The organism is Bacillus cereus group sp. BfR-BA-01355 (assembly GCF_022663675.1).
Classification (GTDB): domain Bacteria; phylum Bacillota; class Bacilli; order Bacillales; family Bacillaceae_G; genus Bacillus_A; species Bacillus_A thuringiensis_S.
Genome location: NZ_JAKUFY010000015.1, coordinates 36,031 through 49,827 on the forward strand (window position 1 = coordinate 36,031; position 13,797 = coordinate 49,827).

Genomic DNA, 13,797 nt, shown 5'->3' on the forward strand with positions numbered 1-13,797 from the left:
TCATCACTATTTAAAATTTTACACAAAAACGGGAAGGGTGGGAAGAGAAAAATAAAACAGCTTTAGCACATAGGCACTAAAGCTGTTACAATCTTGTGTCTTTCCAAAAATTTACCTTGAGATGAGAAGAAGGATTATAGGGAAGAAGTTTGTATCCTTGTGACTGTAAATAATCAATTACTTTTGGCAGTATTTGTACGGTTACACTCGAATCATGCATTAAAATGACTTCTACTTGTTCATCACTTTGATTACGTACTCTTTCGAGTATGGCAGAAGGATTGTCATAGCTTTTCCAGTCGTATGTATCGATTGTCCAATCCCACATTTTATACTGGGCCGATACAAGTGCGTCACGGTAATTCTTTTTTAAGTAAGGCATACTACCATATGGAACGCGAACGAGATGTGTATTTAATTTCGTAACTTGCTGGACAATGCTTTGTGTTTGCTCCATTTCTGCAATTAAAGTGGAAGGGTCACCAGTGTAAAGGCGTTTTACATCATGTGACATGCTGTGGAGACCGATATAATGTCCTTCTTTAATTAATCTTTGCATCGTTTTTGTGTAATGTGGCACTTTTCCGCCAATAACAAAGAAAGTTGCTTTTCCGTTCTTTTCTTTTAAGATGTTTAAAATTTGTGTAGTATATTTGTTTGGCCCGTCATCAAATGTTAAGTACGCAATTTTTTGTGTAGGAGAGGTCGTTTCAGTATTTGGATGATATTCAGCAGGAATAACAGTTGTTGCTTCAGTATTAGATGATGCGTACATAGTAATGGTTAAAAATAAAATAATACATTGCAATACTCGCTTGATCATAACATTCACCCTCAGTTTGACAATCAAGATGTAAAAAGAAAACTTGATACGTTTCTTATTATGTATATCTTTCTCCAATAGAGGAACTCTCAAACAATCTATATTTTGGAAATGTAAAATAATGAATAAAAAAATAGCATCCTCTTATAAGAAAGAGGGTGCTATTTGAATATTTCATAATGGTAAAGGCTATACTACAATTAGTCTTCGCGTTTTTTCACTTTTTTATAAAAGGAAATAAGTGGTTTGTAACGTTCATGTACAAGCCCGATTATTTCAGCAATGATTTCTGTGAAGAAAATCAAAGCGAAAAGAAGAATAATGGATAACCATAACGTTGCACTAGTGAAAATAATGGCATTTACACTAAAGAAAATACCGAATGCGTATATTATTAGTACCGTTTTGCGATGAGAGAATCCCATTGCAAGTAAGCGGTGATGTAAATGCGATTTATCTGGTGCTGAAATAGGTTTTTTATTTACGATACGACGGATGATTGCAAATATCGTATCAAATATAGGTACACCTAAAATGATAATTGGAACAATAAAACTGAATAACGTTACACTTTTGTATAATCCAAGTAACGATATAACAGAAATACAGTATCCTAAAAATAGTGCTCCTGTATCTCCCATGAAAATTTTTGCTGGATGGAAGTTGTAGAATAAAAATCCAATTGTACTTGCTAATATAATTAATGCGAGTGGCAAGATAATCGCTGTTCCAGTACCCCATGGGCTAGTGAAGGCCATATATGCTAGCGTTGCAAGTACGATAGATGAAATCCCAGCAGATAATCCATCTAAGCCGTCAATTAAGTTGATTGCATTCGTAATACCTACAAGCCAAAATACTGTAATTGGATAAGCAAGCCATCCAAGTTCAGTATCCCCAAGGAATGGGATATATAATACTTGCACTAATAATCCACTTTTTACAATCATAATGGCAACTAACAGTTGTCCACCGAATTTTACTCTCGCAGATAACTCGTACATATCATCTAAAATTCCAATGATTACAATGATAATCGCACCTAGCGTTATCGATAACATTCTTTGCTCATATAAGCCGCCGACAACAAATCCTACAGCTACACCGATAAAGATTGCTAACCCGCCAAGACGTGGCATAATCTTTTGGTGCACTTTACGTGCGTTTGGCTTATCTGTCGCTCCTATTTTAAAAGCTAATTTAATAACTAAAGGAGTAACGACGAGTACAGTGATGAAAGATGCCAAAATGGCATAAATCACTTGTGAGTCCATTAATACCCCACCCTTTATAGTCTAACGTAATTTTTTTTTTTGAAAATATATTTATCTGAAAATTATGATGTTTATTTACAGGCTCATAACATATGGTATCACAAAAAGATTAGAATTCAATCTTTTTTTCTTTTTACGGTTAATGGAAGCGGATAGAATATATGACAATTGTATATAGAATATTGAATCATATAAGAAGGTTAATCGTACTGGACTTTGGAATATGACATTTCCTCTTTTTCTTCGATAGTGAATACTTTTAGTTCAGTATTATAAGTGTTACACGTAGAAATGAGTAAGTCTCGTGTTAAAATGTGGGAATTTATCTGGAGTGAGCTGGTAACTGGATTCCCAATGATTAAGTTTCACTTTATATTATAGTGCATTTAATTTTACAAAAACTTTAAAAAGAATGAGGGAAGTAATTCATATAATGAAAAAGGAAAAGAGTTTTCTCATTTTTAATGTGAGAGGGGGAAGCGCAGGGAGAATTCTATATTTCATATCTTTTCTATTGTATATTCCTGTGCGAAAAGGAAATGAAAATTACGATAGTAGGTACTGGATATGTTGGATTGATTACAGGAGTAGGATTGGCAAAGTTGGGGCATTCAGTTACATGTTTTGATATAGATGATGAGAAAATTGAACGGATAAAACAAGGGGATTTACCTATTTATGAGGTTAGATTACATGAATTAATAAATCATGCATATGAGAATAATGCTTTAACTTTCACATCAAATAAAGAAGAGGCGTTTGAGGATGTAGAGTTTATATTTATTGCAGTTGGAACACCACCTTTATTAGATGGGACGGCGGATTTAACGTATATTCAGAGTGCTTGTAATGATATTGGAGTATATGCGAAGGACGATATTATTGTTGTTACGAAAAGTACAGTTCCAGTAGGTACAAATGATGTAATGAAAGGATGGATTGAGGAGGAGTTAAAGGGGAGATATACATTACATATCGTATCGAATCCAGAGTTTTTGCGTGAAGGTTCAGGTATTTATGATTTCTTTCATGGAGATCGTATTGTAATTGGAGCAGATAGTGAGGAAGTAGCAAGAAGAGTAAAGAGTTTGTATAGCGAATTACGCTTAGAAACGTATGTTACAGATATTAAAAGTGCAGAGATGATTAAATACGCGTCGAATGCCTTTTTAGCTACAAAGATTAGTTTCATTAATGAAATTTCAAATATATGTGAGAAGGTAGGCGCAAATGTATTGGATGTTGCTAAAGGGATGGGAATGGATAAGAGGATCGGTGCATCTTTTTTAAATGCAGGTATTGGATACGGGGGATCATGTTTTCCAAAAGATACGAAAGCGCTGGTGCAAATTGCGGGAAATGTTGCTCATGATTTTCGTTTGTTAAAAGCGGTTATTGAAGTAAATAATAAGCAACAACTGCTATTGATTGAAAAAGCGAAAAAAGTCATGAACATGAATAAAAAGCGGATTGCAGTTCTTGGCGCATCCTTTAAACCGAATACGGATGATATTAGAGAGGCATCATCTCTTATTATAATAGAAGCATTAATTAATATAGGTGCAGATATTGTTCTTTACGACCCAAAAGCAATTCAATATGTGAAAAATATATTTGGAGATGCTATACAATATAGTAGATGTATAGATGAATCGATTAGAGATGCGAGTGCGGTTTTTATCGTAACAGAATGGGAAGATATTCAAACTTATCCGTTAGAAAAGTACGTACAACTTATGAGGGAGCCTATTTTATTTGATGGGAGAAATTGTTATACTGATGAAGATGTTAAGAAACAAAAGATAGATTATTACTCGGTGGGAAGAAAAAGTATTTGTAATAGAAAAGTTTCTGTTATGCGTTAAAAAGGGATGTACTCATACATATTTTTATATGTCATAATAGAAGCTGTAATTAGTGAAAGAAAAGAGGCAATCACATGACTGAACGTTTAAAAGTAATGACAATTTTCGGGACACGTCCAGAAGCAATTAAAATGGCACCTCTTGTATTAGAGTTGCAAAAACACCCAGAAAAAATTGAATCGATTGTGACTGTAACAGCACAACATCGCCAAATGTTAGACCAAGTATTAAGTATCTTTGGAATTACGCCAGATTTCGATTTAAATATCATGAAAGACCGCCAAACTTTAATTGATGTTACAACGCGTGGCTTAGAAGGTTTGGATAAAGTAATGAAAGAAGCGAAGCCGGATATTGTACTTGTACATGGTGATACAACAACAACATTTATTGCAAGCTTAGCTGCTTTTTATAATCAAATTCCAGTAGGTCATGTTGAGGCGGGCCTTCGTACGTGGGATAAGTATTCTCCATACCCAGAAGAGATGAATCGTCAATTAACAGGTGTAATGGCGGATCTTCATTTCTCACCAACAGCAAAATCAGCAACGAACTTACAGAAGGAAAATAAAGATGAGTCACGTATTTTCATCACAGGAAATACAGCGATTGACGCGCTACAAACGACTGTAAAAGAAACATATAGTCATCCTGTACTAGAGAAACTTGGAAATGATCGTCTTGTACTTATGACAGCTCACCGTCGTGAAAACTTAGGTGAACCGATGCGTAATATGTTCCGTGCAATTAAGCGTCTTGTTGATAAGCATGAAGATGTACAAGTTGTGTACCCTGTTCATATGAACCCTGTTGTTCGTGAAATAGCAAATGAAATTTTAGGTGAACATAACCGTATTCATTTAATTGAGCCGCTAGATGTAATTGATTTCCACAATGTTGCAGCTCGTTCATACTTAATGTTAACTGATTCTGGTGGTGTACAAGAAGAAGCTCCATCACTTGGGGTACCAGTTCTTGTTCTTCGTGATACAACAGAGCGCCCTGAAGGTATTGAAGCAGGTACGCTGAAATTAGCAGGAACAGACGAAGAGACAATCTTTGGTCTTGCTGATGAGTTGTTATCAGATAAAGAAGCTCATGATAAGATGGCGAAAGCATCTAATCCTTACGGTGATGGTCGTGCATCAGAGCGTATTGTAGAAGCAATTTTACAACACTTTAATAAGTAAATAAAAAAGGCCCAATCGGATAGATTGGGCCTTTTTGTTATGGCTGATTGCGCATAATCCACTCTGCATGAGCATTTGTAGAAGGTGGCGGATCAGTTGGTGTTTTATTTTGGTTTGTTTCTTTTTTTGTTTGTTCGTTAGAACTTGAATTTGAATCAGGATTTGAGTTGTTTTTTGTAGTTGGATTTTTTGCTTTTTCTCCTAATTCTTTTTCAATTTCGTTACGCACCGTTTCTACACTGATTGGATCTGGAAGGAAGTAATAAATACCGCCTATCTTTTTGTCTTCGCCTTCAAGCTTTAACGTTTGCATTGTAGAAGGATCAAATCCAGAAATTTTATTGTAAAGAGCAAGTCCGTCTGAAATAGGAATGTCGGTTTTTATATATTTTCCAACGACAGCCGTTAAATCTTTAATTTTAAATACAGTAGATGTGGAGTTTAGTTTATGAGCAACAGCGGCCAGTAATTGTCTTTGTCTAGCAGCTCGACCATAATCGCCATTTGGATCTTGCTTTCGCATACGGACGTAAGCAAGTGCTTCTTCACCGTTTAAGTTTTGCTGTCCTTGCTTAAATTGAATTTTTTTGTAGTAATCCACGTCAGAGCGCTCCCAGAAATCGAAGGGTACGTCAACAGTAACACCGCCAACAGCATCAACGATACCTTTAAAGCCTTGGAAATCAATTTTAAGATAATGGTCTACAGGAACTTTTAGAAAGCCTTCGACAGTTTTGATTGCCATTTCTTCTCCGCCGTAAGCATGGGCAGCGTTAATTTTGTCTTCTTTATTTTTACCAACAATTGTAACTCGAGAATCACGAGGAATACTCATAAGTGAAATCTTTTGCGTTTTCGGGTTGACTGTTGCAAACATTAATGAGTCTGTACGACCATTTTGACCGTCTGTCGCATAATCTTCTATACCCATAATGAGAATTGTAAAAGGTTCCTTTGTAATTTCTACATCTTTGTTTCTTAAATCCGATTTTTCACGAGTAAAACCACTATACATCCCCATAAGAGAAGAGTAAGAATTTAACACATAAACTCCTATACTGCCAAATAAAAATGCGAAAATAAGGAAGAAGAAAAGTTTCCTTCTTCGTTTCTTTTTTATTCTGCTATTTTGGAGATGATAATAACGTTCTTCCATATATAATCTCCTTAGTTCGTTAGTTCATTTGTAGGGAAGTAATTCACTACATTAATCTTTAAAGGTGATAAAAGAGTTATGCTTAGATAACATCTTGTTCTAAGTACAACATATCTCCTTCTGTAATTGTACATTTCCCGTTTGTTAATTCAATCATCCAATCTGTAAAGGCTTGTTTGCCGTCTTCTTCAACATACGTATCAAATGTGACATTTTCTAGATAATGTATATCTTTAATGGCATATTTTGAATTGCGTAATTCATTTTCCACTTTGCCAAGTAATGTGTAATCAATCTCGGTTTGCATCACACGCATTAGTTTTCGCTGGACAACACCGACATGATTAATGCCTTCGCTTGTACACTTTCCATATGCACGAATTAATCCACCTGTGCCAAGTTTAATGCCACCAAAATAGCGTGTTACGACCACAACGGTATCTTTTAGTCCACGTTTTTTAAGTACTTCTAGCATTGGTACGCCAGCTGTACCGCTAGGCTCGCCGTCATCATTTGCTTTTTGAATATGATCTTGTTCGCCAATTAAATAAGCGGAACAATTATGTGTTGCATTCCAATGTTGTTTTTTTATTTTTTGTATAAATTCTTGAGCCTCTTCCTCAGTCGTTGCTCGGCTAATATAACAAATAAATCTTGATTTTTGAATGACGATTTCGTGTTCGCCGTAGTCTTTGATTGTTAAATATTGTAATAGCACTTGTATACGCCCCTATCTATCAAAATGACTAGTACTTTCCATTTTAAAAGCGAGCCTTTTTATATTCAAACATTTTTTCTAAATACGTTGAAGTTTTTGGTGATTATTTTATCTTTTTGTTGTAATTTGTCGAGATGGTGAGTATAATTTCAACCGGCATTTCCCTGTATGGATGCACCATTTGTAGTTTTCGTGTAAAATTAGGAAATAAAACTTTTTATAAGGCAGGTACGAAAATGAAAATAGCTATTGTTACTGATAGTACAGCATATATACCGAAGCAAATTCGTGATGAACTCAATATATATATGATTCCATTAAACGTTGTGTTTGGAACAGAATCTTATCAAGAAGAAGCTGAAATTTCAGCAGATGATTTTTATGTGAAAGTACGTGAACAAGAGGAACTTCCAAAAACTTCTCAACCAGCAATCGGAAAGTTTGTTGAGCTATATGAAGAACTAGCTAAAGATTATGATGCAGTTATTAGTATTCACCTATCAAGTGGAATTAGTGGTACATATCAAACATCAACAACAGCTGGACAGATGGTAGAGGGTATTGATGTATATACGTATGACTCTGAAATTAGTTGTGAAGTACAAGGATTTTATGTGCGTGAAGGTGCAAAGTTAGCAAGTGAAGGAAAGAATCCAAAAGAGATTATCGCTCGTTTTGATGAAATGAAGAAAACGATGGACGCCTATTTTGTAGTTGATGATTTACATCATTTGCAACGTGGTGGTCGATTAAATAGCGCGCAAGCTTTCATCGGCAGTCTGTTACAAGTGAAGCCAGTTTTATATTTTAGAGATAAAATCATTATTCCGTTTGAAAAGATTCGTACACGTAAAAAAGCATTAAAACGTATCATTGAAATTTTTGATGAGCAAGCAAGTAAAGGTGTACCTATGGAAGCAGTTATCATTCATGCGCAACGTGAAGAGGAAGCGAATGAATGGAAGAAAGAATTAGAAGCAAAATATCCTCACGTCACAATTCGTACAGGTTATTTTGGAGCTGTAATTGGTACGCACTTAGGTGAAGGTGCATTAGGTCTTGGATGGTATACGAAGTAATAAAGATATAAAAAGCTCTCTTTTTAAGAGGGTTTTTTTACGGGTATGTTACGTTTAGTTGACAAGTTAATATTTGGAAATGGTAAAATGTACGTAAAATAAAATAATGAGGAAAGTTTTATAACTTACTTTTTACAAGAAACTATATTATAATAGAAGAGAGGTGAAACATATGGAGCATAATTCTTGTTTATGTCCAAAGTTTGAGTCAGCTTTTACTTTGCTTAGTAAGAAATGGACTGGCTTAATTATTAAATCTTTGCTTGAAGAGTCGAAACGTTTTAGAGAAATCGCAGATATTATCCCAAATATGAGCGATCGTATGTTGTCAGAGCGTTTGAAGGAATTGGAAAGCGAGGGCATTGTAGTTCGTAATGTTTATCCAGAAGTACCAGTTCGAATCGAGTATGGCTTAACTGACAAGGGAAAAGCGTTAGAAAGTGTTATGGATGAGGTCCAAAATTGGGCTGAGAAATGGATGAAGTAGCATTTCATTTGTATTCGTATATTTAATAAAACGTAAGGGATTCCTTACGTTTTTTCTTTGTTTACAGAAGTGAGAAAAGTATATAAATTTCTACACATACATACAAAAATATACGAATTTTGCGCTAGAGCTACAAATAATATTACATTTGTTTTACAAAAACGTAACATTAGCAAAAAAAATCCCGAATTATGGTATAAATTTTATAGGTTATATACGGAAAAAGAAAAAAGAAAGCGGTGTAAAAAATAAAATGAAAAAGCTAAAAATGGCATCTTGCGCATTAGTTGCAGGGTTAATGTTTTCAGGACTAACACCAAATGTATTTGCAGAAGATAAAATTTCTGACGTGAAATCACAAATTAATACACAAAATGACACTTTACATAAACAACAACAAGAACGTGATGAATTACAAAAACAAATGAATGACTTAAACAAAACAATTCAAGGTTTAGATAAGTCTGTTCAAGAGAATGCTGCAAAACTTGATGAAACAACGAAAAAAGTTTCTGATACTGAGCAATTAATTGAAAAGAAAAATAAAGATATTGCAGAATTACAAACAAAGATTGCAAAACGTGAAGAGTTATTAAGAAAGCGTTTAGTTGCACTTCAAGAACAACCAAATACGAACGTTGTAACAGAAGTTCTTGTAAACTCTAAAAACGTTGCAGATTTAGTTGATCGTTTAACTTCTGTTTCTAAAATTCTTGAGTCTGATGAAGATATCATGAAAACACAGCAAGAAGATCAAGCTAGTGTGAAAAAAGATGTTGCAACGGTAAAAGAGAAACAAAAAGAATTAAAAGAAGCACAAGCTCAAATTGAAACTGCTAAGAAAGAACTTGACGCTGAAAAAGAGAAAAAAGCAACAGCGGTAAACGATTTAAGCGGTAAAATGGATACAGTTGTAACTACAATGACAAGTACGGAAAGCCAATTAAAAGAGCTTGAACAACAAGCATTAAAATTACAACAAATTGCTGAAAAAGAAGCGCAAGAAAAAGCTGCACAAGAAGCTGCTGCTCAAAAACAAGCAGAGCAAGCTGCACAACAACCAGCAGCGGCTCAACCAGCACCAACACAAGCTCAACCAGCAGCTCCAGCAAATAATGCTGTACAAGCTCCAAAAGAAGAGCCTAAAAAAGAAGAAGCGAAAAAACCAGCTCCAACTCCAGAAGTACCAGCTGATACTAAAGGTGGCAGACAAGATGTTGTCGAAAAAGCTAAAGGTTTAGTAGGTCTAAAATACGTATGGGGTAGTGCGTCAATTTCAAACGGTGGTTTTGACTGCAGTGGTTTAATCTCTTATGTTTACGGTTTAGGTCGTCAAGATACTAGAAGCCTGTGGAGTTCTGTACAAAAGATTAGCGCATCTGAAGCGAAACCAGGAGATCTTATCTTCTTACAAGGTACATATAGAGAAGGTGTATCTCACGTTGGTATTTATATCGGTGGCGGTCAAATAATTCATGCTGCTGATGAGTCAACAGGTGTTACTTACGGTAGTGTAAATAGCTCTTACAACCAAAAACATTTCTTAGGTTACGGAAGATTATAGAATTATAATTCAATAAAAAACGTGTATAAAGTCGATAGCTTACTATTTTATAAGTAGGTTATCGGCTTTTTTGAGTTTTTACGGGATTTGAAGAAGGGTTTATAGTAGTGCTGGAGGTGATTGTTGATGCTGGCGGGGAAACAGTTGCTATTAGACGAACTTTCTTCAGATTTACAGAGGGAATTAAATGGTTTGAAAAGGAAGGGAGAGGTCATATGTGTACAAGGTGTAAAAAAGAAGAATTCTAAATATAATATGTGCCAACGCTGCGGAAATGTAGATCAGCGGCTATTTGCGTCGTTTTTATGTAGAAGGTGCAGTAAAGTGTGCACATATTGCCGGAAGTGTATAACGATGGGGAGGGTAAGTGAATGTGCTGTACTTGTTCGCGGGATTGCTGAAAGAAAGAGAGAAAAGAAATTAAACTTGTTACAGTGGAACGGGAAGTTGTCTACTGGTCAGAATTTGGCGGCACAAGGTGTTGTAGAGGCTATTAAGCAAAAAGAATCATTTTTTATTTGGGCTGTATGCGGGGCTGGGAAAACAGAGATGTTGTTTTACGGTATTAACGAAGCGCTTCAAAAAGGAGAAAGAGTTTGTATCGCAACGCCGAGAACGGATGTTGTTCTGGAATTAGCACCGAGATTACAAGAAGTATTTCCATATATAAAGGTAGCGGCTTTATATGGAGGGAGTGTGGATAAAGAAAAAGATGCAGTATTAGTCGTTGCGACCACGCATCAATTATTGCGTTATTATAGGGCGTTTCATGTCATGGTTGTAGATGAGATAGATGCTTTTCCATATTGTGCAGATCAAATGTTACAGTACGCGGTAAAACAAGCGATGAAAGAAAGGGCGGCGCGTATTTATTTAACTGCGACTCCAGATGAAACGTGGAAGCGAAAATTTAGAAAAGGTGAACAAAAAGGTGTTATTGTTTCTGGACGATATCACCGTCATCCTTTACCAGTTCCTTTATTTTGTTGGTGCGGGAATTGGAAAAAAAGCCTCATTCATAAAAGAATTCCTCGAGTTTTACTACAGTGGTTACAAACATACTTAAATAAAAAACATCCTATTTTTTTATTTGTCCCCCATGTGCGATATATAGAAGAGATAAGCCTGTTGTTAAAATCATTAAACAAGCGAATTGAAGGTGTACATGCAGAAGATCCGGGGAGAAAAGAAAAAGTAGCGGCTTTCAGAAAAGGAGAAATCCCATTATTAGTTACAACGACAATTTTAGAGCGAGGCGTAACGGTGAAAAATTTGCAAGTAGCGGTTTTAGGGGCTGAAGAAGAAATATTCTCAGAAAGTGCACTCGTACAAATTGCGGGCCGGGCAGGGCGGAGCTTTGAAGCACCGTATGGAGAGGTCATTTATTTTCACTATGGTAAGACAGAGGCGATGGTGCGCGCGAAAAAACATATTCAAGGTATGAATAAAAATGCCAAAGAACAAGGATTGATCGATTAATGCATTGTTTACTTTGTGATGAGTGTTTTGTAGAAAAGGTTAGTTGGTACACTTTTTTTGTAAAGTGTCATAGAAAATATATATGTGATAGATGTGAGCAGAAACTTTCCTATATTATAGGAGAAATTTGCATGGAGTGCGGCCGACCTTTAGAATTTGTTCCTGCCTCATTTCAAGAAGACGGTATTTGCATAGATTGTATAAGGTGGATGAATGAGGAGAAGTATCGTCCTTTTAAAAACCGTTCGTTATACATGTACGATAATGAGATGAAAGAAATAGTAGCACAGTTTAAGTTTCGGGGTGATGCAGAGTTAGTGCGCATTTTTTATCGTCCTTTTCGAAGTTTATTTCAAAAGTATTTTGCTGATGTTTCAACCGTTATCGCTGTTCCGCTTAGTAAGGAAAGGGAAGTTGAACGTGGCTTTAATCAAGCGGAGTTATTAGCAACTTGTTTGCCTGTCCGTATTTCTGATTTTTCCTTAAGACGGCGAGAAACAGAAAAGCAAAGTAAGAAGACGCGTAAAGAAAGGATGTCAGGAAGCAATCCTTTTTATTTTCAGGGAGAAGAGATGTTTTGTGGGCAACATATTTTACTCGTTGATGACGTGTATACGACAGGAATTACAGTTAGGCAAATCGGAAGTTTGTTATATGAAAGAGGGGCAAGGGAAGTATCTAGTTTGACACTTTGTAGAAGTTAATATGGCAGTGTCGAAAGGGATAATAAAAAGGCGATAAGTCTTCTTTGACTTCATATGTTGTCATTCGTTATAGTCAAAATATGGGGCGAATGCCCTGATTTTTAGAGTGAAGGGAATGGAATGAACATGCAAGGACGAGTGAAATGGTTCAATGCAGAAAAGGGATTTGGATTTATTGAGCGCGAAGATGGTGACGATGTATTTGTCCATTTTTCTGCTATTCAACAAGATGGGTATAAGTCATTAGAAGAAGGGCAACAAGTAGAGTTTGACATTGTAGATGGAGCACGTGGACCACAAGCAGCTAATGTTGTAAAACTGTAGGAATATTGTTTTTGGGAAGAGAAAGCTGCATTTGTGGCAACGTTATATATATGGTAGAACCTCTTGTTTTTCGCAAGGGGTTTTTTGTTATAGGGTAAGTTGTCAAAAAGTTGTTTCTTTTCTGTAACGAATTGGCCACACTTATATTCGTTATTCACGATGTTAATAGGATAAAATAAAGATAGAAACGATGCATCTTTTCATTTCAACAAAAAACGATAAAAAAATCGCAATTCCACTAATTTTTTTAAAAAAGTTAGAAGGAGTTTTTAAGCCAGTGTCGAAATTATAGTACATAGGCTTGAAAGGAGGAATTCATCTATGAAATTCAACATTCGTGGTGAAAATATTGAAGTAACTCCAGCATTAAAGGAATATGTAGAGAAAAAACTAAGTAAGTTAGAACGTTATTTTGATACATTCCCAGAGATTAAAGTTAATTTAAAAGTATACTCTGACAAGCAACGTGTCGAGGTAACAATACCATTTACTGATTTATTACTTCGTGCAGAAGAAACTAATAGCGATATGTACGCTGCTATCGATTTAGTAGTTGATAAAATTGAGCGACAAATTCGTAAACATAAAACAAAAGTAAATCGTAAGTTACGTGAGAAAGGTTCTATGAAAACAAACTTTATCCTTCCAGAAGCAGTAGCTGTTATGGATGAGGTAGAAGAGGATGAATTAGAACTTGTACGTACAAAACGATTCGATTTAAAACCGATGGACGTTGAAGAAGCGATTCTACAAATGGATATGCTAGGACATAATTTCTTCGTCTTCACAAATGCTGATACAAATGAAACTAATGTTGTATACGGCCGTAAAGATGGGAAATACGGTTTAATCGAAACTAAATAATAATTCGAAAGCGCAGCCGAAATGGCTGCGCTTTTTTTGCTGAAAATAGATTTTTAAAAAACTTTTCTTAATTTAGAACGAGACATTCGGCCGATTGTTGTCATAGTTATAAGACAAGTGTTACAATTATCATTAGGTATATACATTTTAGTTTTTTAATTAGGAGAAAAATTGGCATAACATACATTTGATTTTTACAACGACTGATTGTAATAGAGAAAAAGAAAAACAATCGGAAGTTTTATTTTAATAAAAGAGGAGCGTATTTCC

General features: G+C 35.4%; 13 protein-coding genes. 9 read left to right on the plus strand and 4 right to left on the minus strand.

Annotation, left to right across the window (positions count from 1 at the left end; all coding sequences use genetic code 11):
• Window positions 1-85: 85 nt before the first annotated feature.
• Window positions 86-823, minus strand: a complete 738-nt coding sequence (locus MR167_RS07465; protein ID WP_000597185.1) for a polysaccharide deacetylase family protein — start codon at window positions 821-823, stop codon at window positions 86-88.
• Between the two features lie 200 nt (window positions 824-1,023).
• Complete coding sequence (locus MR167_RS07470) at window positions 1,024-2,097, minus strand: glycosyltransferase family 4 protein (protein WP_000378320.1); 1,074 nt, start codon at window positions 2,095-2,097, stop codon at window positions 1,024-1,026.
• Between the two features lie 539 nt (window positions 2,098-2,636).
• Here MR167_RS07470 and MR167_RS07475 point away from each other — a divergent pair.
• Together MR167_RS07475 and wecB are read left to right on the plus strand one after the other, a co-directional pair.
• On the plus strand, window positions 2,637-3,962 hold the full coding sequence (locus MR167_RS07475) for a UDP-glucose dehydrogenase family protein (protein ID WP_242314283.1): 1,326 nt from the start codon (window positions 2,637-2,639) through the stop codon (window positions 3,960-3,962).
• 74 nt (window positions 3,963-4,036) lie between these two features.
• The gene (gene wecB / locus MR167_RS07480; protein ID WP_000140145.1) at window positions 4,037-5,152 is read left to right on the plus strand and encodes a non-hydrolyzing UDP-N-acetylglucosamine 2-epimerase; all 1,116 of its coding nucleotides are present in this window, start codon (window positions 4,037-4,039) and stop codon (window positions 5,150-5,152) included.
• 37 nt (window positions 5,153-5,189) lie between these two features.
• Here wecB and MR167_RS07485 read toward each other — a convergent pair whose 3' ends face one another.
• Both MR167_RS07485 and MR167_RS07490 read right to left on the minus strand, forming a co-directional pair.
• Complete coding sequence (locus MR167_RS07485) at window positions 5,190-6,308, minus strand: LCP family protein (protein ID WP_000392802.1); 1,119 nt, start codon at window positions 6,306-6,308, stop codon at window positions 5,190-5,192.
• Window positions 6,309-6,390: 82 nt separating this feature from the next.
• The gene (locus tag MR167_RS07490; protein ID WP_242314285.1) at window positions 6,391-7,026 is read right to left on the minus strand and encodes a YigZ family protein; all 636 of its coding nucleotides are present in this window, start codon (window positions 7,024-7,026) and stop codon (window positions 6,391-6,393) included.
• A 236-nt stretch (window positions 7,027-7,262) separates the two neighbouring features.
• Between MR167_RS07490 and MR167_RS07495 the strand changes: the two genes are divergently transcribed.
• The 7 genes from MR167_RS07495 (at window position 7,263) to hpf (ending at window position 13,527) form a co-directional block, all read left to right on the plus strand.
• The gene (locus MR167_RS07495; RefSeq protein WP_000684725.1) at window positions 7,263-8,105 is read left to right on the plus strand and encodes a DegV family protein; all 843 of its coding nucleotides are present in this window, start codon (window positions 7,263-7,265) and stop codon (window positions 8,103-8,105) included.
• Between the two features lie 172 nt (window positions 8,106-8,277).
• Window positions 8,278-8,592: a winged helix-turn-helix transcriptional regulator gene (locus MR167_RS07500; protein ID WP_000400857.1), complete on the plus strand. Its 315-nt coding sequence runs from the start codon at window positions 8,278-8,280 to the stop codon at window positions 8,590-8,592.
• 148 nt (window positions 8,593-8,740) lie between these two features.
• Window positions 8,741-10,156: a C40 family peptidase gene (locus tag MR167_RS07505; protein ID WP_242314287.1), complete on the plus strand. Its 1,416-nt coding sequence runs from the start codon at window positions 8,741-8,743 to the stop codon at window positions 10,154-10,156.
• A 126-nt stretch (window positions 10,157-10,282) separates the two neighbouring features.
• The gene (gene comFA, locus MR167_RS07510; RefSeq protein ID WP_242314289.1) at window positions 10,283-11,635 is read left to right on the plus strand and encodes an ATP-dependent helicase ComFA; all 1,353 of its coding nucleotides are present in this window, start codon (window positions 10,283-10,285) and stop codon (window positions 11,633-11,635) included.
• The gene (locus MR167_RS07515; protein WP_044783038.1) at window positions 11,635-12,339 is read left to right on the plus strand and encodes a ComF family protein; all 705 of its coding nucleotides are present in this window, start codon (window positions 11,635-11,637) and stop codon (window positions 12,337-12,339) included. The genes comFA and MR167_RS07515 overlap by 1 nt, the downstream gene beginning before the upstream one ends.
• Before the next feature lie 126 nt (window positions 12,340-12,465).
• On the plus strand, window positions 12,466-12,663 hold the full coding sequence (gene cspC / locus MR167_RS07520; protein WP_001990088.1) for a cold shock protein CspC: 198 nt from the start codon (window positions 12,466-12,468) through the stop codon (window positions 12,661-12,663).
• A gap of 321 nt (window positions 12,664-12,984) precedes the next feature.
• Window positions 12,985-13,527, plus strand: coding sequence for a ribosome hibernation-promoting factor, HPF/YfiA family (gene hpf / locus MR167_RS07525; protein ID WP_000671187.1), 543 nt, complete (start codon window positions 12,985-12,987; stop codon window positions 13,525-13,527).
• Window positions 13,528-13,797: the final 270 nt, after the last annotated feature.

Coding starts and splice junctions, on each gene's coding strand:
- MR167_RS07465 (WP_000597185.1), bottom strand. CDS start 823: ATGATCAAGCGAGTATTGCAATGTATTATTTTATTTTTAACCATTACT.
- MR167_RS07470 (WP_000378320.1), bottom strand. CDS start 2,097: ATGGACTCACAAGTGATTTATGCCATTTTGGCATCTTTCATCACTGTA.
- MR167_RS07475 (WP_242314283.1), top strand. CDS start 2,637: ATGAAAATTACGATAGTAGGTACTGGATATGTTGGATTGATTACAGGA.
- wecB (WP_000140145.1), top strand. CDS start 4,037: ATGACTGAACGTTTAAAAGTAATGACAATTTTCGGGACACGTCCAGAA.
- MR167_RS07485 (WP_000392802.1), bottom strand. CDS start 6,308: ATGGAAGAACGTTATTATCATCTCCAAAATAGCAGAATAAAAAAGAAA.
- MR167_RS07495 (WP_000684725.1), top strand. CDS start 7,263: ATGAAAATAGCTATTGTTACTGATAGTACAGCATATATACCGAAGCAA.
- MR167_RS07500 (WP_000400857.1), top strand. CDS start 8,278: ATGGAGCATAATTCTTGTTTATGTCCAAAGTTTGAGTCAGCTTTTACT.
- comFA (WP_242314289.1), top strand. CDS start 10,283: ATGCTGGCGGGGAAACAGTTGCTATTAGACGAACTTTCTTCAGATTTA.
- MR167_RS07515 (WP_044783038.1), top strand. CDS start 11,635: ATGCATTGTTTACTTTGTGATGAGTGTTTTGTAGAAAAGGTTAGTTGG.
- cspC (WP_001990088.1), top strand. CDS start 12,466: ATGCAAGGACGAGTGAAATGGTTCAATGCAGAAAAGGGATTTGGATTT.
- hpf (WP_000671187.1), top strand. CDS start 12,985: ATGAAATTCAACATTCGTGGTGAAAATATTGAAGTAACTCCAGCATTA.